General features: G+C 37.6%; 33 protein-coding genes. 5 read left to right on the top strand and 28 right to left on the bottom strand.

Annotated elements, in window-relative coordinates:
- Positions 1 to 15 precede the first annotated feature (15 nt).
- The 27 genes from ACHABU_RS17370 to ACHABU_RS17240 all read right to left on the bottom strand — a co-directional run bounded on the left by ACHABU_RS17370 (position 16) and on the right by ACHABU_RS17240 (position 13382).
- A complete protein-coding gene (locus tag ACHABU_RS17370) occupies positions 16 to 726 on the bottom strand; it encodes a hypothetical protein (protein ID WP_435766230.1) in 711 nt (236 codons plus the stop codon).
- A 21-nt stretch (positions 727 to 747) separates the two neighbouring features.
- The gene (locus ACHABU_RS17365) at positions 748 to 1125 is read right to left on the bottom strand and encodes a replication terminator protein (protein WP_234402331.1); all 378 of its coding nucleotides are present in this window, start codon (positions 1123 to 1125) and stop codon (positions 748 to 750) included.
- Between the two features lie 21 nt (positions 1126 to 1146).
- Positions 1147 to 1407, bottom strand: a complete 261-nt coding sequence (locus ACHABU_RS17360; protein ID WP_435766229.1) for a hypothetical protein — start codon at positions 1405 to 1407, stop codon at positions 1147 to 1149.
- Between the two features lie 24 nt (positions 1408 to 1431).
- Positions 1432 to 1959, bottom strand: a complete 528-nt coding sequence (locus tag ACHABU_RS17355) for a Holliday junction resolvase RecU (RefSeq protein WP_435766228.1) — start codon at positions 1957 to 1959, stop codon at positions 1432 to 1434.
- A complete protein-coding gene (gene fbpA / locus ACHABU_RS17350) occupies positions 1956 to 2153 on the bottom strand; it encodes a Fur-regulated basic protein FbpA (RefSeq protein ID WP_435766227.1) in 198 nt (65 codons plus the stop codon). The genes ACHABU_RS17355 and fbpA overlap by 4 nt, the downstream gene beginning before the upstream one ends.
- A gap of 5 nt (positions 2154 to 2158) precedes the next feature.
- Positions 2159 to 2668: a dUTP diphosphatase gene (locus tag ACHABU_RS17345; protein ID WP_435766226.1), complete on the bottom strand. Its 510-nt coding sequence runs from the start codon at positions 2666 to 2668 to the stop codon at positions 2159 to 2161.
- 126 nt (positions 2669 to 2794) lie between these two features.
- Positions 2795 to 3223 carry a hypothetical protein gene (locus ACHABU_RS17340; protein ID WP_435766225.1) on the bottom strand — a complete coding sequence of 143 codons (429 nt, stop codon included), beginning with the start codon at positions 3221 to 3223 and terminating at the stop codon, positions 2795 to 2797.
- 26 nt (positions 3224 to 3249) lie between these two features.
- The gene (locus ACHABU_RS17335) at positions 3250 to 3492 is read right to left on the bottom strand and encodes a hypothetical protein (RefSeq protein ID WP_435766224.1); all 243 of its coding nucleotides are present in this window, start codon (positions 3490 to 3492) and stop codon (positions 3250 to 3252) included.
- Positions 3489 to 3623 carry a hypothetical protein gene (locus tag ACHABU_RS17330; RefSeq protein WP_435766223.1) on the bottom strand — a complete coding sequence of 45 codons (135 nt, stop codon included), beginning with the start codon at positions 3621 to 3623 and terminating at the stop codon, positions 3489 to 3491. Before ACHABU_RS17330 ends, ACHABU_RS17335 begins: the two co-directional genes overlap by 4 nt.
- Entirely contained in the window at positions 3623 to 3796 is a 174-nt protein-coding gene (locus tag ACHABU_RS17325; protein ID WP_435766222.1) for a hypothetical protein, read from the bottom strand. Before ACHABU_RS17325 ends, ACHABU_RS17330 begins: the two co-directional genes overlap by 1 nt.
- 220 nt (positions 3797 to 4016) lie before the next feature.
- Complete coding sequence (locus tag ACHABU_RS17320; RefSeq protein WP_435766221.1) at positions 4017 to 4208, bottom strand: hypothetical protein; 192 nt, start codon at positions 4206 to 4208, stop codon at positions 4017 to 4019.
- Positions 4205 to 4795, bottom strand: coding sequence for a hypothetical protein (locus ACHABU_RS17315; protein ID WP_435766220.1), 591 nt, complete (start codon positions 4793 to 4795; stop codon positions 4205 to 4207). The genes ACHABU_RS17320 and ACHABU_RS17315 overlap by 4 nt, the downstream gene beginning before the upstream one ends.
- Positions 4796 to 5062 (bottom strand): hypothetical protein, encoded by a 267-nt coding sequence (locus ACHABU_RS17310; RefSeq protein WP_435766219.1) that lies wholly within the window; start codon positions 5060 to 5062, stop codon positions 4796 to 4798.
- Positions 5059 to 6009 (bottom strand): Lin1244/Lin1753 domain-containing protein, encoded by a 951-nt coding sequence (locus ACHABU_RS17305; RefSeq protein WP_435766218.1) that lies wholly within the window; start codon positions 6007 to 6009, stop codon positions 5059 to 5061. The genes ACHABU_RS17310 and ACHABU_RS17305 overlap by 4 nt, the downstream gene beginning before the upstream one ends.
- Before the next feature lie 29 nt (positions 6010 to 6038).
- A complete protein-coding gene (locus tag ACHABU_RS17300) occupies positions 6039 to 6476 on the bottom strand; it encodes an HNH endonuclease (protein WP_435766217.1) in 438 nt (145 codons plus the stop codon).
- Positions 6477 to 6490: 14 nt separating this feature from the next.
- Positions 6491 to 7192 carry an MBL fold metallo-hydrolase gene (locus ACHABU_RS17295; RefSeq protein WP_435766216.1) on the bottom strand — a complete coding sequence of 234 codons (702 nt, stop codon included), beginning with the start codon at positions 7190 to 7192 and terminating at the stop codon, positions 6491 to 6493.
- Positions 7193 to 8113 (bottom strand): recombinase RecT, encoded by a 921-nt coding sequence (locus ACHABU_RS17290; protein WP_435766215.1) that lies wholly within the window; start codon positions 8111 to 8113, stop codon positions 7193 to 7195. It lies immediately after the preceding gene.
- Between the two features lie 19 nt (positions 8114 to 8132).
- On the bottom strand, positions 8133 to 8348 hold the full coding sequence (locus ACHABU_RS17285; protein WP_435766214.1) for a hypothetical protein: 216 nt from the start codon (positions 8346 to 8348) through the stop codon (positions 8133 to 8135).
- The gene (locus tag ACHABU_RS17280) at positions 8349 to 10313 is read right to left on the bottom strand and encodes a hypothetical protein (RefSeq protein ID WP_435766213.1); all 1965 of its coding nucleotides are present in this window, start codon (positions 10311 to 10313) and stop codon (positions 8349 to 8351) included.
- Positions 10314 to 10405: 92 nt separating this feature from the next.
- On the bottom strand, positions 10406 to 10678 hold the full coding sequence (locus ACHABU_RS17275) for a hypothetical protein (protein ID WP_435766212.1): 273 nt from the start codon (positions 10676 to 10678) through the stop codon (positions 10406 to 10408).
- Positions 10679 to 10899: 221 nt separating this feature from the next.
- Positions 10900 to 11178 carry a hypothetical protein gene (locus ACHABU_RS17270; protein ID WP_435766211.1) on the bottom strand — a complete coding sequence of 93 codons (279 nt, stop codon included), beginning with the start codon at positions 11176 to 11178 and terminating at the stop codon, positions 10900 to 10902.
- A 13-nt stretch (positions 11179 to 11191) separates the two neighbouring features.
- Positions 11192 to 11332 carry a hypothetical protein gene (locus tag ACHABU_RS17265; protein WP_435766210.1) on the bottom strand — a complete coding sequence of 47 codons (141 nt, stop codon included), beginning with the start codon at positions 11330 to 11332 and terminating at the stop codon, positions 11192 to 11194.
- Positions 11322 to 11600 carry a hypothetical protein gene (locus tag ACHABU_RS17260; RefSeq protein ID WP_435766209.1) on the bottom strand — a complete coding sequence of 93 codons (279 nt, stop codon included), beginning with the start codon at positions 11598 to 11600 and terminating at the stop codon, positions 11322 to 11324. The genes ACHABU_RS17265 and ACHABU_RS17260 overlap by 11 nt, the downstream gene beginning before the upstream one ends.
- On the bottom strand, positions 11597 to 12112 hold the full coding sequence (locus ACHABU_RS17255; RefSeq protein WP_435766208.1) for a helix-turn-helix domain-containing protein: 516 nt from the start codon (positions 12110 to 12112) through the stop codon (positions 11597 to 11599). Before ACHABU_RS17255 ends, ACHABU_RS17260 begins: the two co-directional genes overlap by 4 nt.
- A 71-nt stretch (positions 12113 to 12183) precedes the next feature.
- Positions 12184 to 12375 carry a helix-turn-helix domain-containing protein gene (locus ACHABU_RS17250; protein WP_435766207.1) on the bottom strand — a complete coding sequence of 64 codons (192 nt, stop codon included), beginning with the start codon at positions 12373 to 12375 and terminating at the stop codon, positions 12184 to 12186.
- Positions 12376 to 13155, bottom strand: coding sequence for a Rha family transcriptional regulator (locus ACHABU_RS17245; RefSeq protein WP_435766206.1), 780 nt, complete (start codon positions 13153 to 13155; stop codon positions 12376 to 12378).
- On the bottom strand, positions 13155 to 13382 hold the full coding sequence (locus tag ACHABU_RS17240; RefSeq protein ID WP_435766205.1) for a helix-turn-helix transcriptional regulator: 228 nt from the start codon (positions 13380 to 13382) through the stop codon (positions 13155 to 13157). The genes ACHABU_RS17245 and ACHABU_RS17240 overlap by 1 nt, the downstream gene beginning before the upstream one ends.
- 174 nt (positions 13383 to 13556) lie before the next feature.
- Between ACHABU_RS17240 and ACHABU_RS17235 the strand changes: the two genes are divergently transcribed.
- From ACHABU_RS17235 to ACHABU_RS17220, 4 genes are all read left to right on the top strand, one after another.
- Complete coding sequence (locus tag ACHABU_RS17235; protein WP_435766204.1) at positions 13557 to 13967, top strand: helix-turn-helix domain-containing protein; 411 nt, start codon at positions 13557 to 13559, stop codon at positions 13965 to 13967.
- Positions 13968 to 14041: 74 nt separating this feature from the next.
- Positions 14042 to 14881 (top strand): hypothetical protein, encoded by an 840-nt coding sequence (locus ACHABU_RS17230; RefSeq protein ID WP_435766203.1) that lies wholly within the window; start codon positions 14042 to 14044, stop codon positions 14879 to 14881.
- A gap of 97 nt (positions 14882 to 14978) precedes the next feature.
- The gene (locus tag ACHABU_RS17225; RefSeq protein ID WP_435766202.1) at positions 14979 to 15482 is read left to right on the top strand and encodes an ImmA/IrrE family metallo-endopeptidase; all 504 of its coding nucleotides are present in this window, start codon (positions 14979 to 14981) and stop codon (positions 15480 to 15482) included.
- Between the two features lie 117 nt (positions 15483 to 15599).
- A complete protein-coding gene (locus ACHABU_RS17220; RefSeq protein WP_435766201.1) occupies positions 15600 to 16895 on the top strand; it encodes a tyrosine-type recombinase/integrase in 1296 nt (431 codons plus the stop codon).
- Between the two features lie 143 nt (positions 16896 to 17038).
- Here ACHABU_RS17220 and ACHABU_RS17215 read toward each other — a convergent pair whose 3' ends face one another.
- Complete coding sequence (locus ACHABU_RS17215) at positions 17039 to 17536, bottom strand: peroxiredoxin family protein (protein ID WP_435766200.1); 498 nt, start codon at positions 17534 to 17536, stop codon at positions 17039 to 17041.
- Positions 17537 to 17716: 180 nt separating this feature from the next.
- Between ACHABU_RS17215 and ACHABU_RS17210 the strand changes: the two genes are divergently transcribed.
- The gene (locus ACHABU_RS17210; protein ID WP_435766199.1) at positions 17717 to 18703 is read left to right on the top strand and encodes a P1 family peptidase; all 987 of its coding nucleotides are present in this window, start codon (positions 17717 to 17719) and stop codon (positions 18701 to 18703) included.
- The last annotated feature ends 390 nt before the right edge of the window (positions 18704 to 19093 follow it).

Raw genomic sequence — 19093 nt, 5'->3', positions numbered from 1 at the left:
CGGGCCATGAATTATTTAAGCAATGATGGTAATATTACCTTTTTCGATTTCTTCTTCCAGTGCTGAATCAAGGTATTTTCTAACGTTTCTAATCGCTTCATTTTTCCAGGCGCCACCATCAGCTTCAAACAATGCACATCGCGGTCCCGATTGCATCCGGAAGACGAAATCACTTTCTGGTTGTACCACTTCAACAAAGGTACGATATGGCGCCAACTCAACAGGGTTAGGAACTTCGACATTTCCAACGGAAGCAACTCCTACTTTCGCTACGACCGCCTGGGAGACTCCATCATCACTAACTGTTTTGACCTGGTCCTCAGTGATATTTCCAACTACCTTCAGCATAATGTCACGATCATCATTTTTTACGAAGCAAGACTGCAGCTTGATGTTAAATTCCTCCGTGCTGTACCAGTTATCGAAACGGAAACTTGGGGTCAGTGCATCAGCTCGAATAAAGTAGTCTCTTTCCCTATCCGCATTTAAATACGATTCAACACGCACTTCCGTAGGACTGGCTACATGCACAATCTTTGGATCCTTGCTGTCGAGATTTGATGATTTCAAGTAATCTACCAATCCTGACAATGTATGAACTGTAAAAGGTGCTGCTGTTGGAGAATCCAACAAATGGAGCTTTTTATCCGACCAATCTTGTCCGTTCCTTTCGTGAATTTCGGCTTTTCCCATCCCGACAATGTACTGCAATGCTTCTTTAATCATTTTTCATTCCTCCATTTTTTATTATTTTGTTTGGTTTCTGAAACTAAGTACCTTTTCTCCGTCATCCTGAGAAACATCACCCTCTGGATCTAAGAACATTTGCCCCTTAACACCAGAACGCAACTCTTTTCCAATGATGTTTCCTTGTTTATCTGCACCCATCATTAGTTTTGTTTCAACTTCTTTCATTGCAACAAGACTGGATTTGGTAGAAACGCTAGTGTTAAGAACATCCCTCTTCTCATCACCATGAATTTTGATAGAAATAGTGATGGTTCTGTTTTTCTTCGGATCCGTGTTTGGGTCTGCAATGTTTTCCAGAACCTTTTCGAGTTCAGTATTTACCTTTGCTGCTAGTGCTCCTTCTGCAAATTCGTTTAAATCGATCATGTAGTCCATTAATAAATCCCTCCTGTTTTTTTAAATTAGTGCGCCATCTATGATTAGCACAAGCTGATTTCCATCACGAATATCCGTAAGAACATCTTTCAAAGAAACTTCTTTGCCATCTCCGGATAATGCCCTGCTATATTTCGCAATAGCATAATCGCGTTCCACTTCTCTTACTTCCTCAATGCCCTCCAAGTCAGCAACCGATGAATTATAGCCTAAAAGCGCACTCTCTTTCGTTTCTGCTTTAATCAATGCGTAATAAGGTTCATTTACTTCAAAAAACTTCACTTTTATTACCTCCCTCCTTTATTTTTAAACTGCATCCGCAGTAATTAACTGATCAACGACACTGAGATAATCCAATGGAACTCCCTTTTGAGTTTTGACTGGTTGTGCATAAACTTCTAAATCACGTATAGGAATTGATTTATGGCCGCCGTTTTTAGCTTCTTTAACATACTTCTGAAGCATGTTGTTCGGGATGAAGAAAACATCTCTAGTTACCCTCATTTCGACGATTAGAAATGATATGGCTCCTTGCTTTTCTGCATCGTTCAAATATTTAACCTGGTGATTAGAAATCATATCCAGTGGCAGTCGTTTTAATTTAGTTGTTTTGGCTTCAAAAACTACCGCTCTCCCGTTATACAATCCGTCATAGTCCACGGTGCTCTTTTCTTCGTAAAACCCGCTGAGCACCCTTGTTCCTTTCGATTTAAGCACCTTGACCGGGGTGGGGCGTTTATTTATGATTGCCCGGTTCTGATTTATGTAGATCTGGTTGGTATAGTTCAAGGTGTTTTCGAAATCCATTCCTCGTTTTCCGGTGTATACAGTCATGAGCGATCACCATACGCTTTGGCTGCATTAATTTTGCATTGAATGTGAGTCCATTCCAGCGTATAGAGACTCACATCATCTAGCCGTCTACCATCACTAGTTTTATAGATTCGCATCTTATGCAGTTGTTTGATAAGGTATTTCTTCCGTTGAGTGACTTCGGTGCTACGTAAGCCGGCATCTATTTCTTTCATATCATTCAATATCCGTTCAACTGCCTTTCGTGGTTTATTTTGTTTTTATCTAGATATGCTTGTTCTGTCTGTTCTGTAGTGAAACCTAGCATTTCTCCAAGAGTTATGAAGGTATCGAAAACGATTGTGTATTTTATTTCAGTTGAATCCTCATTTCCCGAAAAGTAAGCTCGATAGAACATATTAATCGCTTCAAAAGTGACAAGGAACATATCCGATATTGTCTTGGTTTCTGGTGAATTCCCAATCATAGGATAATTAACAAACTCCAAATCCAACCCAATGCTCAATATAAAATGCAATCCGTCCACATACTCTTTTAGAGCCTTATCATAATTATTTTCCTTGTTGCTCCAAAATTTGAATGCTTCTGGAAGTTCATTAGCAAGCTCTCCAAGTTCAACCTGTAAAGCAAGTATTTTCTGCGGAATCAAGTCCTGCCCTTCGAGACCTTTTTCTTTTTCAATGTGATAATTCAATCCTGCTTGTATTTCAAATAGCTTTGGTAGATTCATCATCATTCTCCTCATTAATCGCAACTGCTATAATTTCTCCATCTTCATATTCAATCCAGAATTTCTTGCTGATGTCGTATGTTGGTTCCATTGGGATCCCTCCTGGTATTTCGGACTTTGTTCGAACTACGCATCAATCGCATCGAAATATTTTCGAGAAACATTACGACGATACACTTCTCTAAGACTTTTTAAAGTTCCGAAATATAAAATTCCGTCTTCTTTGGAAATTCTTTTGGTGGCATACCCTTTAGCACACATATCTTCCCATTCGTCATTGTCTTTATTGCAATGATAATAGTTCCTATATGGCTTCTTAGAATAATCTAAACCAAATGCATGTTTAAGTTTACCTAGCTGATAATCGGTAAGCTTTAATGCTTCTTTACCTTCATTTGTTACTCGAAAGTAAGCCTTATCATCTTCCCAACCAGGGTGCTTTGTAGCAAAACCACCTTCAACTAATTCGTTCCAGTTTTTGTCGTCTGTTCCTGAATAGAATCTATTGCCGTTTCTTAATGCGTGTTCCATATCTTCAACTTGAGTTTTGTTCAAAGTTCTCACTCCTTCGCATTTTCTATCTACTCCGCTAGCTTGATCCTGATTGATTCTCTTTTATCCCGATGAGAGATTAATAGTTTACTAGCCTCGAACCAGGAGCAATTAAAAGAGTCTTGTACAGCTTTAACATATCTGGACCATCGTTCCTGTTGCTTCTTAAATTCTTTTGATTTCGTACTTTTATTTGATTCAAGAGGGGAGACAACATCATCCGGGATAATCACTTCTGATGCTTCAACTTCAAACAGACTTAATTGACTCATTTCTGCTTCTTACCTCCACCTGTTTTGAAATTATTTACATAAGCTTTTGTTCCGCTGCCATAGATCCACTCCGAAACCTTTTTCGGAATAACAACCGGATCCGGACCCCTATGCTTTTTCTTTTCTGCCATTAGAACCACTTACTTTCCGGATGTTCTATATCAACCTGCATTTCTTTTAGTGTGGCCAGCTTATGAATAAGCTCTCTCCTGGTTTTTCCGTCCGTATCGTAATAGTTCAATTCATTCAGCTGTTCTATGATGTGGTTGCTTACAAGTTGTTCTTGGACAATATGAACTCTCATAACTTTCACCCCCACTGTCTTTTTGGTTACCCATGACCCTTCAACCTGCTTAGTTCGTTTATCTGGCGATTAACTTTCTTCTTTAACTTTTTATTCTCGCTTTTCAATAACGATATCTCGTGAAAATAAGACGTTTTAAGGAGTTTTCTTAGTTTCGGAATGCTAATGGACTTCTGATTGTTTAAAATGGTTTCGAGATCTTGTTTTGCTTCTCTGGTGTTCATTCCGCATTCACATCCAATCGGTTTTCAACTTCATGTTCCAGCATGCCTGCGTATAAAAAGGAACTATCAGTGCGAGTAATCTTATATACTGTCGTATTCTTATTGCCATGGTTTGTTAATTCGATACATTCAACTTCATTCGTTCCAACTGCATAAGACGATTTATCGCTGTATATACGTCCGATCATGGTTTCATATCCAATCTTTTATCCGACGGGACAACTAGTGTCGCTTCATCCACATAGATTGTAAATTCAGTATTTGCAAAATCATGCGTAATAGATAGACGCTGATTATCATAATTAGTAACTACTTCATAAAGCCCAATTCCGTTTTCGACTCTAATTACATCAGTCATTTTAAATTCATTCACTTTTCTTCCTAGCTTATCCCACCACCTACGCTCTTTTTCCTGTTCGATTTCTTCAGGCGTGGAATATCGATAACCACCGGAATAACCGCCCATTCCATTATCAACACGTAAAGGATCCGTTTTTGTTACTTTTCCAATGTCTCCGGTTAGTTTATGAGTTATCCAATCCCCAACCTTAAACTCTGGTTCGACTTCATAACCGATTGTTAATGCTTTAGCTAAACTCAAAGTGTTCAATTCATTCAATGACTTTAAAGGTGACTCAAAACCTGGTTCATCATATTTTGAAAATCCATGTCTTTGTAACAATTCATTTGGATTATCTTTGTACATAGGACTATATTTTAAAGCCCATTCAATTGCTTTTTTCTGTTCAGCAGTAACCTTCGTTTTTACGCTCATTTATATCCTCCTTTTCCCAAATAGTCTTTTTGTTTTCCCGTGCCTTGACTGATGAAATAATGCAATAAATATTTCGTCCGGATCCCGGTGGAGTAACGAACCGATTTCTTCCGGTTCATATCCCATCTCATAAAGCTCGGTTACTTCTTCCAGAAGAACCTCTGAGAATGCAGGGTCTAAATCACCGAGGCAGTAAACTACTCCACTTCCAGATACCTGTTCTTGTTTGCTCTTTTTAATACGTTTAATTGGTGGTTTTGCAATCATGACCCACCTCCTGAAGCTCGTTGGTATTCAGCTAAACGTTTTGCTATTTCATCAGTATTTTTGGTTTCGTTGCTTGAACTTGATTGAGATGCTGCTTGTTTATGCTTTTTGTCTTTAAACCAGTCGGGAACAACTTCATTTGATTGTTGTTTTTGATAATATGGTTTTTTAGTAGCCTGTTGGTTTTGGAATTGAACTTCCTCTGCTTTGGCTTGTTCAATCGTTTTAATACCTTTTTTATGCCAGGACTGCAAAATACTCTTAGCGTATCCCCAATTCGCTTTATTTCTATCAAGGGCTCTACTTAAAGATTCGAGGACCAGGTCTTCTCCCATGTCATTTATCCAAGATAGTAAGTCTTCAGAAACATGTGGAGAGATAACACCAAAGTTATTCTGATAAAAAACAATCGCATCATCAGGAGAAGTTGGAGTGTTTATTTCCTTTACTTTCTCTTTACTTTCCTTTACTTTACTTTCCTCTACTTTACTTTGTGTACTAATGTCGTCGTTTACTAGATTGTTGCTGACAATAATTAAGTTTCTGTATACATTAACTTCCTTTCGGCTCAATAACAGGTGTTCATCATCAATTCTTACCTCTTTCCTCCTGGAAGAAGCTTCTAAATATCGCTTTTGAATACCTTTAGAACTAAGGATTTGATGCTTTTCGTATAGCGGTTTGGAGAATAGATCCCATTTTAAACAATCATTAATGACAACATTAACCTTGCTTATGTCAACATTTACTCTTCTCGAAAATAATAATTGTTCTTTTTCTTCCCACCGATAGTAGTAACTGTTGTCATAGATTTTCATTAATAACTTGATGACTACACCAAATCCTTCTAGTCCATGATTGGCCTCAATTAATGCAATTTTGTCATCCTGATCTATGTCAACATCTAGTGGGAAGTAATCAAGACCTTCTTTAATAGGCCTAACCATTACCTCACCTCTTTTCCAATCTTTCTCCTTTAATCTCTTGGGTCGTTCGTGATAATCATTCCTGCTTCTTCCGGTGTACGATTACCTTTAATTGAGTTGCACTTTTTGCAGGATGATACCAAATTATTCTCAACCAGTCCTCCTCCTCTAGATTCAGGGAAGATATGGTCAATCGAAAGGTCTTCCTGAACACCGCAATATTGACATGTGAAGTTATCTCTTCGCCAAATTTTCCATCTTAATACATTAGGTATTTGAGCTTTTCTATATGATTTAGAACTATTTTCATCTTTATCAGCACCGAAATTTTTAATGTGAAGATCATTTAAACAAGGGAAACATAAGTCAAAATCTTTTTCTCCCCAGTGAAGATGAGGCAATCCTTCTATTAACTTTTCACAAGTGTCACAAATTCTTTCTGGAAAATCTTCGAAATTATCTGCTTGACTAGACTTTATTGTGGTCATGTAAACCTCCATCTTTAAGCCGTGTAGACGACTTTCCCGGTCAATTCCTGTATTTCTCTCTTAAACTGTTCTTCATTGCTGTTACTATCAGATAAATGCAGCAAGTGGATCTCCTGAACCTTGGAAAGATCATTTGCTTTAAGAAACTCCTTTACGTTTTCTAAGCTGAAATGTGACTTGATGAGTCGTTTCTTCATTCCTTTATGAGTACGTCCGTTTTCGATATTCTCATTCAATATATCCATGCTGTAATTACACTCAATCAGAAGATGCGTTAACCCTTTAAACTTATATCGAATGTAATAGGTGTCAGTAGCGAACAGAATCTTCTCACCGTTCTTATTTGCAATCAGAAAACCATACGGCTCATTAACATCGTGTTCAACATCGAAGGGTAATATTGTCCATGTTCCGATTTCGAATTGCTTCTTTGCTTCAACAGGCTTTATTCTGTGATGATCTATGCCTAATGCTTCTTGGGTGCCTTTGCTCATGTAAGTGTTTATTCCTGCCTTCAGCACATCATTCAAGCCTGCACAATGGTCTTTATGCTCATGGGTGACCAAGCACCCTGATAGGTTACTAGTTTGAAAATTAAGTGACTTTCTGACCGATTTAAATGGTATACCGCATTCCAAGAGCAAGGGAGTGCTGCCGTCTGTAATGTAGTAGCAGTTCCCCTTACTTCCGGAAGCAAGTGTTTTTATTTCAATCATTTAGAATGCAAGTCCTTGTTGCTGATAGTTCTCTTGAGATTGTTTGTCTTCCATGTCTTTGGTTACTTTATCTACTGGTGTTTGTTGGTCATTTTTGTTTGTTTCTAGCTCAACTTCTGTATAGTCAGCGTCTGCAATATCTAATTCTTCTGCATTAGCATTCTCACTAATTTGTTGCTTTGCTTCTTCTTCCGGAGTTACATCAACGCGATCATTGTCATACTCATTTTCAGTTGAGTTATTGATAGCTTCTACGAGTAAATCACTATCGTCACTTGTATTGATGAAGGCCTTGGCGGCACGATTAATAACTGTACGTTTAGCCATTTCTTGCGGGAATTTATTTTGTACATTTTTGGTTTTTGCTTGACTCCAAGAAGCATCAATTTCTTTTCTCGTCATGACCGTCAATATTTCTTCGTCATCATTAGTTCTGACTACTGCATAAGCTCCTAAAATAGAGTTATCTCTATTCAAAAAGTTTGTTTCATGCTTCAATAGTTTTTCGCGTCCGCCATCTATTTCGTAATCGAACACATCACCGTCGAAAATTACGTTTGACCAAATATCCTTTACATTTGTTAATCGCTTAAGAACTGCTTGTGTACCAAAATAAGAACGATTAAGTTGTAACTGACTACCGTAAACAATGAAATAACACTGCGTCTTAGCTGGGCTTAATCCTTGAACAACCATATCTAGCAGCGCATTGGCAATAGATTCTCTTGTGCAAACTTCTGTTGCCGGCTTACCGTTTTTATCTTTTACTTCTCTCAATTTGAAAAACGCACTCTTTAAAGCGTTACTAGCGTTATAATTTGCCGGGAGCTGCAACCCATCATCTTGCAACCTTGTTAAGCTTTTATTAACGTCGTCCGTGATATCCTTTTGAATTATTGCCACTTGATTATTATTACTCATTTAATTTTCCTCCTTTTAATTAATCGCAATAACTTCTATTGCAATGTGGACAACCTGTTACTAATTCATTTCTTGCTTGTTCACTTGTAATTCCAAAACCCTTATTACCCGGCTCATAAATGTTTCTATTACAGTTCCAACAGATTCCGTTACCTGGCGCAAAGTGAGGCAGATTTTGTTCCTCGCAATATTTTTTCTGCCCTTGAATACTTTCCAATACGTTAAATTCATTCACTTACGCCACTTCCTCTTCCACTTTGGTTTCAACGCGTAACTGTTTGTCTTGTTCGGAAACAATCAAACTAATGATTTGCGAATCGATATCAATTAATTTAGTCACACTCTCAGCGTTATCGATGAATATCGGAGCTTGTACACCATAATGCTCGGAAAGTGTATTGATGATATCTAAACCAACGTTTATTTTGGCTGCGTTGTTCAACCCGGAACTGTAAGGAACTCCATCCAAAGTGGATTCGCATATTTCTTCAAGGCCACCGTTAATGTTTTCTTTAAACAGGTCGAACCTGGCATACTTAAACTTGCTATTGATTTTCTCTTCCAGGAGGTTAACTTTGGTGCGAGTAAATTCCTCTGTAAGATGCAATTCAAGTTCTAGCCGTTCAAATTCAGCAGCAAGCACACTTTCCTGTTCTTCCAGTTCCGAAATTCTTTGTTTAGCTCTTTCTGATTCATTTAAGGCGCTTAAATCAGAGGAAAGGCTATTTTGTTTTTCTTTTAGATCTCGGATTTCCGTTTGAACCTTTTGGACTGATTCTTCAACGGATGCTTGGATTTGTTCGATTTGTTGTTCTATAGCTCGTCTTTCTTGAATAAGCTTTTGATAAGAAGTATTTTCAGCGATTGGCCTTACGTTGTTCTCCGCTTCACTAATTTTCTTTTCTAGTTTCTGGATATCGGCTTGTTTCTTCTCAATCTGGCCGTTTAATTTATCGATTTGAGCGTTAATTGAAAAGTTTTCAGTCTGAATAGTTTCAACCTTTTGTTTAAGCTCGGTTCCTTTTTGATTAATTGTTCCAAGGAGATTCGATTTATTTCGGTTGAAGTTACGTTTTACTTCTTCTAGTTGTTCCTCTGGAAGGTCCTGTCCACAACTAGGGCAACTACAGTTGTTTTCATGGTCGAACTCTTGGGAGTTTTGTTCTACCCATTGCCTGCGAAGTTCTTCCATACGGCCCTGCAACTCTTGTGCATTTGAGTTATTGTTATTTATTCTGTATTCATGATTTCTGATATCTGATTGGAAAGAACTCACATTAGACTGCTCTTCTTGCAATCGTGCTTTTAAGCTATATAACTCTTGTTGTCCTTGCTGTGCATGTCCATTTTTGACATTTGAAATTTGTAAATCAACCTCGCTGATCTGAGTCTTTAACTTATTGACCTCTCCGCCATTTTTAATATCATTGATTCGAATATGCTTTGAGTCGGATTCATTAGATAATGAATCTAAACTTTTTAATATCTGCTGTTTATCAAGTCCGTTAACATCAGGCAACCCTCTGTGCAACTCATCGACCCGAACCGGAATACGAACTAATTCTTGGTTAATTTCTTTGCGTTTGGCAGCTATTACTTTCTTATGATCCTCAATGCTTCTACCATTCAATATGTTATTTAATTTCGTTAAGGCGGGATTCGAATTTATAACGTCCTCCACCGTAATGTCCCCAGCTATTTCCAACAACAAGTCTCTGCGTTCATCTTTGGATAACTGTTCATTAAAGAAAGATGGATTCGTCAGCAACTTGAATATGTTTTCATCAACAATTGAAGCTACCTTCTCTTCAAATTCTTTCTTTTTCGATGGAACTCCATCGATATAATAATCCGTTGTGTGACCTGTAAAGTTTGGAGTTGGGTTACCGCGCTTTTTAGTCCATTTTTCCTTATATGATTTCTTCAGGACTAATTGCTTTCCATCTACCGTAAGAGTGGCTTCCACTTCATGATCTAACTTCGATATCGCTTTTCCATTAACCAATGTTTTAATCTGGAATTCCTTTTTGTTTTGGCTGTCTTTGTCGAATAAAAGCCATACAAAACCATCAAATAAAGTAGATTTCCCTGTACCATTATCGCCAAGTGCATCAGCGTCTTTTCCATCCAAATTTAATTCAAAACGTTTAATACCTTTAAAATTAGTAAAATCCAGTTTCACAAGTTTAATTTGTTTCATTTTAATAATTCCTCCATATCTTGATATAATGAGGATATTCGCTTATAATTAGGGTAGTTACATTAATAGAGCGAATATCCAATGACCAGTTCTCAGCTGGTCATTTTTTTGTTTTCCTGGAATCTTTCGGCATGCTCTTCAGCAGAAACGATGGTGTAATATTCGATTCCATTAAGACCGAAACTCAAATGGTAATTACCACTATCTGCACTAGTTGATTCTTCTGTTGGCAGTTTATACTTCGTAACCATCTCCAAAAACAAATCAGAGCTTAAGATGATTTCATTGCCCCACATGTGTTCCACTCCTGCTTTTTCAGCTTTAATAATCGCATTTGAGTGTTTAATGAGTTCTTTTAACTCCATAAGATCCCTCCTTTCTGACATAGTTTTAACAGCAGGTAACGAACGCGCTGTTATGTAATGGAATGGGTGTTAATCGCACCCTTTGTAAGCAGGAACATCCGAGTGATGGACATTATCAGGGAGGGATGGGTGTCCAAACGCTCCTGCTCACAAAGGGAAGGACTAACTGGTCCTTGCCTTCGAATTTGTAAACTGATAGAATATAAGAAATGATATTTTTGTTAATGACTCGTGTTGTCGCACGAGTTATTTTTTTGTTCTCTTTCTTTTAAAATTACTTCCTTTTCTCTTATGTTCTTCTCCAAAAGCCTTTCTTGTTCACATAGAGCGATCCATAGCGCAGTCGATAATTTATTTTCATGACTTTTTTCTTTTTCCGGATACTTAGTAGCGAACTTTTTTGTTAAATCGGGCCATATCTGACTTGTTAGCTCACTCTCTTTATTTTTAAGCTTTAATATTTCTTCCAACTGTTCAACCATATAATCAGGTATTTCCATATATTTAAACCTCCTATCCGAATATGAATACTATCACCGGAACAACCAGTAAGACTGTAGCAAAACCGTAAAACCATATTTCATCCGATACAGGAACCTCATCAACATCACCTATAAAATAATCTGTTAGTTTTCTACGCGCTTTATTTATCAAGTAACTGCCTCCTCACTAATTCGATGTGTATCCCAGAACTGTTTAAATGCTGTGCAAAATATTTCATTTTATCCGTTTGAATTTTCTTTTCCGACATGTTGGTTAATCCATGAAGTGAATTCAAAAGGTCAACCGATAAGCTTTTTGCCTTTTCAATATTTCCTTCTTCCAGGTTAGCCATAGTCATGCATAGAAGATCTAATGCGCACCAGTATTCTTTGCTTGCTTCACTAATATCGTTGGGTAAAAAATGTTGTTCTAGTTTCATACAATCCACCCTTTCGCCTTCCATTCAGGCATCCTTTTTCTCATACATTCTTTTACTGACACTGGATATTCTTGCTCTAAAATTGTTAGGAAAGAATTAATAGTTGCCTGTACATCCAGCAGCTCTTTCATCCCTTGTTCAATAACTTCGATGTCGCTCTCTTCCGCATATCTAGGATGCTTTACTAAACTAACTTCATTAAAATGTTCAATAGCTTCAGCTGCTTGTTTAACAAAAACCTCTTCCAAAGCTAATCGATGCCATTCAATGGATTTGTTCGCCGTCGTTAAGGGTGTTATGTAATCTCTGGCTGTTTCTCTAGCAACTTCAAATCCATATTGCGCATCAGCATATAAACTAGCGCTGACTTTAACGAAGTCCTCAGAGGCGCTCCTGGTTCCTTTTTCAATTTTGGAAATCATTGTTTGGTCCATAAACGTATCCTTTGCTACATTCTCCTGAGAAAGTTTATTTCGTAATCTCATTGCCTTTAACGGTTTTCCGATATCCATTTCTATTCTCCTCTGTCTTTTATTACCAAGCCTATAAGACTTGGTTTGATGGTATGATAGGTTCATAGATGTTAGATAGCTTCAGTGTCTTTTGTACTCTCGTACTCTTGGTTGCGGATCCACCCATCGATGGCAGGTTTTGAAAACATTATCCGTCTGCGCAATCTGAAATGAGGGATTTCTTTTTGCCGAACCATGGTGTAAATCGTATCTGTATGAACTCCTAAGTATTCAGCTGCTTCCTTGGCGGTGAAACGTTGCACTTAAATCACATCCTCGAATTTAAAGTCATTGATGTTAATTCTGAACTCAATTGCCATTTCTTTAACAACTTGGAGATAAATCTCTACTAATCTCTTTTCTTCAGAAATAACATCAAGTTTATTGATTTTCTGTACATAAGATTTAGACATCCCTTGAGCAATAGCGCGTTCTTTACGGTTATTCAATCGGATATCTAATTTGCATCCGGCTCGTTTTTCAAATCGTTCATAACTCAATTTGATAACACTTCGATACGGATCAACACCCGTCCAGTTCTTAGCAATCTTTTTAAGAATGACTCCGACTTTTTCGCGCCATTCAACATTGTTTAAGGAAACGATATTAGTTATGTTATTGACCTGGCCTTCTATCTGGTTCATTCGTTTGTCTTGTTCTACTAACTGGTTAATGGTGCCTTGCAGAATTTCAAGTTGGTTTTTAGGCGCTTTGTTTTCGAGTTCTTGCTTCATTCGCTTAAACTCATTCAGAAATTTAATTTTCATCTTCATTGCTTCTGGAGTTACGTAGGACATCGCAATAATAGCGAACGCATCTTCTGTCAAATTGTATTTTGTGTACCATTGCTTGTTCTGCGGGTGTTGATATTGGGTCTGTCCAAAGTTGGTCATACCCCATTTTTGTTCATCAGCTTGGTTGAGTTTTTCTAATTGAGATTCGATATCTCTTAATACGTGATTGTGATTTTTGTTAAAAACTTCAGAAACTGCAAGGCTGTCTGTTACAGCTTGACCGTTATCAATGAAAACTAATTCATTCATTACACAACCTCCATTTTATTTTGTTCCTTTTGGGAACTGTTTGTTTCAAAAAAAAGCACCCAGTTAAACTTTAATGTTTTGCCAATTGCTTTTGCGACTTCTACAGATGGTGTTTTATTGCCCTGTTCTATATGAGTGTAATGACTTCTTGAAATGCCCGATAGCTTAGCCACTTCTTCATGAGTTAACCTTCTGCTAACCCGCATTTCTTTTAACCAATATCGCATGATGCACCTCCTTGTTCCTGATGGGAACTATTTAACATAATTTCATTATAGGTTCTTTAAAGGAACATGTCAACATATATTTTAAACAAATTTATACTTTAAGAAACATTTAATGAAGTTACCGAAAGAAACAACTATAATATTTAATATATACACAAGGAAGTAGTGATTTTTGTGACAATTATTTCTAATAGAATAAAAAACTATAGGGAAAAATTGAAAGAAATCGATAAAAAATGGACACAACAATATGTCGCGGATAAAATCGGCGTGGCTAGAGTTACGTACACCGCTTATGAAAACGGAACAAAAATGCCTCCGATAGACATGGTGAATAGAATTGCTGAATTATTCGATGTGAGAACTGATTATCTAACGGGAAGGACAACTCAACCCAAAGTTATAAACAGTAACGAATACGACTCACTTGCAGAATTAAAAAAGATAGTAGAAGATTATAATATAGAAGATTTGTTTTTTCATAATATTGATGATTGGAAGAATTTTACTCAGGATGATATAGAAGATATTCGAAATTACATCGAGTTTATGCAGCAGAAGGCGAAAAAGAGAAAAGACAAATAACTCTGCACCACGGTTTTTATAATCGTGTTTATTTTTTAAATTAGAAAGGAATATTTTACTAGGGGAGGATGTATATGGAAGATTTATTTTTTATATTGTTTGCATTGAGTATGCTTGCTTTTCTTGTTTTTATTGTTTTATTGCTAGTTAAGTTAATTTTTAAAAAGGGAATGGCCTTAAAACGTATTTTCATTTCAATGAGCGCTTTAATTGGTATCATGATTATTTCTCTTATAAACACACCACCACTTGAAGAAGATGTTTCGGCGAACGCCAAGGACGAGAAGCCTGAACAAACTGAGGAAGTAGCCGAAAGAGATAACGAAGACGAATCTACTGACCAGGACAAAGGGGAAGATGACCAATTCGAGGCCGAAAAAGAGAAAAAACAACAAGAATTAGAAGAACAGAAAAAAGAGGAAGTTAAGGAATCTGGACTTTCAGATTCGGAAGAAGAATCAAACGATAGTTCGAGCAACGATAGTATCTCTCAGGTATCTTTTGATGTATATGAATCGGCTAACAAAAATATAGATGAAGTAACTAATATACTTGGAGAAGGGGAAAAGATTGAAGAGGGATCATTCAATTCTTACGGCGTAGAATATCCTACCACAACATTCGCTTACGATGATGGCGCGATAGAAATCTTATTTATAGACGATGTTGCAGGAAGAATTACTTTGACCCCTAAAGAAGACATCATGTTTGCAGACGAAGAAGCTCGTAATCTTTTTCTTGCTGAATACGGTTTCCCTCATTGGCTGAGCAGTGAGGAAACCGAAAGTGTAATTTACTGGGAAAACTATGGTACTATTACTCCTGGAGAAGGACTGCACAAAATGTCAATGTTTAGTGACCCGGATGGGAATGTCAATTACGTTTACCTTATTACACATTGGGAATTTGAATAAATAAAGTCATTGTTTCATCAATGGTGTGCATTAATTTGTACACCGTATTTTATACACTTAAATAGAACATATGTTTTTAACAACTGGGAGGGGTTTTGTGATATATCCGATGACAACATTAGAAGATGTAATCGAGGAACTATATTTAAAGTTAGGGGTCATAGATCCTGATCATCCTATTGAAGATGTTGCCGAGAGGCTTGGAATTACATTGTTCTACTTTGAAAAACCACCGTTTACAATGAGGAACACTATTATTTTAGATCCTCGGTTGCCAAAAGAATTACAAAAAGAAATATTCGCTCACGAATTGGCGCACGCCCTCTTTCATTCCGGCGCGCAGGTAAGTATGCCAGAATCATTTCGCCTAAAACAGGAGTCTCAGGCGAAAAATTTTTCACTGCACTTCTGTATACCAACGTTTCTGCTTCGGGAAATGAAATTTCCCGAATACCGAAGTCACGCAGTATCTATGATAGCGGAAACGTTTCAGGTAACAAATGGATTTGCCGAAGCGAGACTGCAGCACTACGAAAATCAGATAGCGGGAGCAATGTTTCATAAAAAAATCATAATCAGCCATCAGAACATGACAAATTAACTTGAAAAACACCAGGTCAACACATGCGTATTAATAGGGTAGGAATAAATTGGCATGAAAATTTAGTGGTTTAGGATAAAAAAACATTTTATGCTTTAGGTTGAGGAGGTCTGCATTATGGCAAGTTATCAGAAACGTGGCAACAACTCTTATCTGCTTGTTGTGGAAGCTGGATATGATGGAAAGGGAAAGAGAAAGAAGAAAACGAAAACCATCCGCATCGAAGACGAAGCGTTGCTGAAAACTAATAAAAGATTAAAAGATTACATCGATAAGGAATTAGTAAAGTTTCAAATTGAGGTTGATGCGGGCGAATACATTAACCCCGAAAAATTAAAGTTTGAAGATTTCGTAGAGGACTGGCATAAAAAGCACGCCAAGGTAAAATTGGCTGTAAAGACATGCCGTAATTATAAGGAAAAATTAGATAATTATATACTGCCTCGTTTTGGTTATACCCGACTAGAAGAGATCAAACCGCTTCATATTGTCGATTTTATTTATGATATATCCCAACCTGGTGCCGCAGCAAGCAAAAGAGATAAACCATTATCAGATTCAACAATCTATGAAATAGATAAAACTATGCGCGTTGTCTTTAATAAAGCCGTCGAATGGAAAGTTATAAAAGAAAGTCCAATGCACGGACTGAGCCGACCTAGAATAAGAAAGAAAAAAATGAAATACTATGAAGAAGAAGACGTTCTTCAATTTATGGAAGCAATGTACCAAGAAGATACTGTTTGGCGAATGTTCTTTATAACTTCAGCAATATCCGGAATGCGGCGTGGTGAAGTCGTTGCTCTACAATGGCCGGATTTAAACTTTGAAGAAGGTTACATTAAATTAACTCGAAGTATTCCGTTTTTCGAGAATGGCAGGCCTCATATTAAAACAACAAAAACAAATGAAGATCTTCGGATAATCACAATGCCAAATTGGTATATGGAAGAAATGAAGGAATTCCAAGAGATATGGGTCGAAGAAAAGAAACTAATGGACGATGACTGGGAAGGTGGAGATGATGACTACATATTCCATCCTGGTAATGGTATTCCGTACACGCCAGAAACAGTCACTTCTACATGGGCCAAATTAAAAACAAGACATAAATTAAAAAATATTAGGCTTCATGATTTAAGACATACAATGATTACGTACTTACTCGAGGATGGAGAGAGTTTATTAAATGTACAAAATCGGGCAGGTCACTCTAGCTCAAAAATCACAACCGACACTTATGGGCACGTTTCAAAGAAGGCGAATAAATCGACCGCAGAAAGGTTCAATAAGTTCGATCCAAGGCAATTCGTCAACAATCCGTCAACAACCGATATTTTGTCAACAAGCACCCAAAGAAGAAAGGTTGATGCATCAAGGTTTAAAGAGGTAATTAAAACGGGGCAAGAGTGAACATTTTCACCCTACCCCGAAGGAATACTGCATATTGATTTTTATATAGTATAACATGTTTCACGAACGATATACAGTAATTTTTTTTATTTATAACCTACTTGCAAAAATTAACAATGCTCGTACCTAACATACAAAAGATATTATTGTAACTTTTCATATTCCGCAACCATACGTTCATAGTCCAATGCACCATATGCCTTATAACGAATGACACCTTTCGAATCAATCATATATGTCGTTGGAATCGGACTGATTCTGTACAAAGTGGAAACTTCTCCTTCTTCATCCATCAAAATTGGAAATGTTAATCCGAATTCATTAGCAAATTGTGTTACCTGGTCTTTATTCCTTTCCATATCAGTCAAGTTAATTGCCAATACAACCGCATCCTTGTCCTTGTAAAATTTCTGCATATCAGGCATTTCCTCCCTGCACGGCGGACACCAGGTAGCCCAAAAGTTTAGCATGATTCGTTGCCCTTTGTAATCAGATAACATTACCTTTTCACCAGTCATTGTCATCAATTCAAAATCAGGTGCTTGATTTCCAATCTCGGTACCGGTTGTGTCCGCCATAATTGTGCCTGTGGTCCAAAGAAATATGCAAGTTAAAATTGTTATAAAAAGTATTTTCTTCATTTTGACCTCCACTAAGTTGTTACATATAGTTTTCCTTAGTTGCTTATTTACATTCAAAATATAATCATTTCCCCACAGATTTGCTATAATAAAATTTAAATTATGAATAAGCACTGTAAAAAGGGGAAAATAATAAAGCTTTTATCCACTTCAATCTCATTCCTACTAAAGGAGATTATTATGAAATTACAAAAAGGTAAAAATAATTGTATTATCGATGTCCAAGATGTAAAAGTAGGACATGTTACGTTATTTGAAAAAGTCGACAAAGAAAATACAATATGTACTGGTGTAACTGCAATTCTCCCTCATTCCGGGAATATATTCAGGCAAAAACTCCATGTTGGAAGTTCCGTTATCAATGGATTTGGTAAGACAGCAGGCCTCGTGCAAATTGAGGAAATCGGACTATTGGAATCTCCTATTATGTTAACCAATACGTTCAGTGTTGGAGCCGTTAAGCAAGGTGCATTAAAATATATGTTGGAACAAAATGAGGAAATCGGTGATACAACAGGAACGATTAATATTGTAGTCGGGGAATGTAACGATAGCTTTCTGAATAGTATTCGACTTCAAGCAATCACGCCAGATCATGCGGTAGAAGCTATTCATAATGCCACGACACACCCAGTCGAAGAAGGTGCTGTTGGTGCGGGAAAAGGGATGCAATGTTTCGGGTACAAAGGTGGTATCGGTACGGCTTCACGCGTTGTTTCAGTTGATGAGCACGACTATACTGTCGGTTGCCTGGTTGTAAGTAATTTCGGAAAAAGTGATGATGCGTTATTTGCTGACTGGAAGAGAAAAAATCAAGATACGCCTGATGGCTCCATTATGATGATCATAGCTACCGATGCTCCGCTCTATGACCGCCAATTAAAACGCCTAGCCACACGTTGTGCAGCAGGACTCGCTCGAACTGGAAGCAATATTGATCATGGTAGTGGTGATATCGCCATTGCCTTCTCTACAGCAAATAAGCATGATCACAATCATACTTCTATTTTGGATTCTTTATCCTTTATTCGAGATGACCACTCCGTGATGAACCAATTATTTCAAGCCGTAGTTGAATCAACAGAAGAGGCTATTATCAGTTCTTTAAAACATGCGGAAACTACAGAAGGTAGAAAAGGAAGAGTTCTAGAGAAGGCTCCATTATAAAAGGTGGAAAGCATTTGCTTTCCACCTTTTATAATATAATTTGGGTGTTCTCTTAAAGATTATGCCACAATATCTATAAACTACGACGTAACTGCTATCCCGTCGTCCGAGATCGCTCTGGGCGGATGCTTTCCGCGGGCACGGCCTCAGCCTCCTCGAGAAACCCACTCTGCGGGGTCTTCGGACACGTGCTTTTCCCGCTGGAGTCACCGCCCGCTGCTCACCCGGACTGGTGAAGCTGTAATGCTATGTCAGCCCACGAGTGTAGTAATAGTCAGCAACTCTTCTAACTAGCTCTGGGAAATACACGGAGACTTCTGCGGGAGGAAAGGCATAGGTGAGACAACGCTGCGCTTTAGCGCAAGTTGGCTCACCAGCCGCCCGCGAAAA

It is taken from the genome of Oceanobacillus sp. CF4.6, from assembly GCF_051262635.1.
Classification (GTDB): Bacteria; Bacillota; Bacilli; order Bacillales; family Amphibacillaceae; genus Oceanobacillus.
This window is presented reverse-complemented; position numbering and strand designations above follow the sequence as displayed.

What these genes read in the sequence shown, in the direction of transcription:
- ACHABU_RS17370 (WP_435766230.1), bottom strand. Translation starts at nt 726, where the DNA reads ATGATTAAAGAAGCATTGCAGTACATTGTCGGGATGGGAAAAGCCGAA.
- ACHABU_RS17365 (WP_234402331.1), bottom strand. Translation starts at nt 1,125, where the DNA reads ATGGACTACATGATCGATTTAAACGAATTTGCAGAAGGAGCACTAGCA.
- ACHABU_RS17355 (WP_435766228.1), bottom strand. Translation starts at nt 1,959, where the DNA reads ATGACTGTATACACCGGAAAACGAGGAATGGATTTCGAAAACACCTTG.
- fbpA (WP_435766227.1), bottom strand. Translation starts at nt 2,153, where the DNA reads ATGAAAGAAATAGATGCCGGCTTACGTAGCACCGAAGTCACTCAACGG.
- ACHABU_RS17345 (WP_435766226.1), bottom strand. Translation starts at nt 2,668, where the DNA reads ATGAATCTACCAAAGCTATTTGAAATACAAGCAGGATTGAATTATCAC.
- ACHABU_RS17335 (WP_435766224.1), bottom strand. Translation starts at nt 3,492, where the DNA reads ATGAGTCAATTAAGTCTGTTTGAAGTTGAAGCATCAGAAGTGATTATC.
- ACHABU_RS17330 (WP_435766223.1), bottom strand. Translation starts at nt 3,623, where the DNA reads ATGGCAGAAAAGAAAAAGCATAGGGGTCCGGATCCGGTTGTTATTCCG.
- ACHABU_RS17325 (WP_435766222.1), bottom strand. Translation starts at nt 3,796, where the DNA reads ATGAGAGTTCATATTGTCCAAGAACAACTTGTAAGCAACCACATCATA.
- ACHABU_RS17320 (WP_435766221.1), bottom strand. Translation starts at nt 4,208, where the DNA reads ATGATCGGACGTATATACAGCGATAAATCGTCTTATGCAGTTGGAACG.
- ACHABU_RS17315 (WP_435766220.1), bottom strand. Translation starts at nt 4,795, where the DNA reads ATGAGCGTAAAAACGAAGGTTACTGCTGAACAGAAAAAAGCAATTGAA.
- ACHABU_RS17310 (WP_435766219.1), bottom strand. Translation starts at nt 5,062, where the DNA reads ATGATTGCAAAACCACCAATTAAACGTATTAAAAAGAGCAAACAAGAA.
- ACHABU_RS17305 (WP_435766218.1), bottom strand. Translation starts at nt 6,009, where the DNA reads ATGGTTAGGCCTATTAAAGAAGGTCTTGATTACTTCCCACTAGATGTT.
- ACHABU_RS17300 (WP_435766217.1), bottom strand. Translation starts at nt 6,476, where the DNA reads ATGACCACAATAAAGTCTAGTCAAGCAGATAATTTCGAAGATTTTCCA.
- ACHABU_RS17295 (WP_435766216.1), bottom strand. Translation starts at nt 7,192, where the DNA reads ATGATTGAAATAAAAACACTTGCTTCCGGAAGTAAGGGGAACTGCTAC.
- ACHABU_RS17290 (WP_435766215.1), bottom strand. Translation starts at nt 8,113, where the DNA reads ATGAGTAATAATAATCAAGTGGCAATAATTCAAAAGGATATCACGGAC.
- ACHABU_RS17280 (WP_435766213.1), bottom strand. Translation starts at nt 10,313, where the DNA reads ATGAAACAAATTAAACTTGTGAAACTGGATTTTACTAATTTTAAAGGT.
- ACHABU_RS17275 (WP_435766212.1), bottom strand. Translation starts at nt 10,678, where the DNA reads ATGGAGTTAAAAGAACTCATTAAACACTCAAATGCGATTATTAAAGCT.
- ACHABU_RS17270 (WP_435766211.1), bottom strand. Translation starts at nt 11,178, where the DNA reads ATGGAAATACCTGATTATATGGTTGAACAGTTGGAAGAAATATTAAAG.
- ACHABU_RS17260 (WP_435766209.1), bottom strand. Translation starts at nt 11,600, where the DNA reads ATGAAACTAGAACAACATTTTTTACCCAACGATATTAGTGAAGCAAGC.
- ACHABU_RS17255 (WP_435766208.1), bottom strand. Translation starts at nt 12,112, where the DNA reads ATGGATATCGGAAAACCGTTAAAGGCAATGAGATTACGAAATAAACTT.
- ACHABU_RS17245 (WP_435766206.1), bottom strand. Translation starts at nt 13,155, where the DNA reads ATGAATGAATTAGTTTTCATTGATAACGGTCAAGCTGTAACAGACAGC.
- ACHABU_RS17240 (WP_435766205.1), bottom strand. Translation starts at nt 13,382, where the DNA reads ATGCGATATTGGTTAAAAGAAATGCGGGTTAGCAGAAGGTTAACTCAT.
- ACHABU_RS17230 (WP_435766203.1), top strand. Translation starts at nt 14,042, where the DNA reads ATGGAAGATTTATTTTTTATATTGTTTGCATTGAGTATGCTTGCTTTT.
- ACHABU_RS17220 (WP_435766201.1), top strand. Translation starts at nt 15,600, where the DNA reads ATGGCAAGTTATCAGAAACGTGGCAACAACTCTTATCTGCTTGTTGTG.
- ACHABU_RS17215 (WP_435766200.1), bottom strand. Translation starts at nt 17,536, where the DNA reads ATGAAGAAAATACTTTTTATAACAATTTTAACTTGCATATTTCTTTGG.
- ACHABU_RS17210 (WP_435766199.1), top strand. Translation starts at nt 17,717, where the DNA reads ATGAAATTACAAAAAGGTAAAAATAATTGTATTATCGATGTCCAAGAT.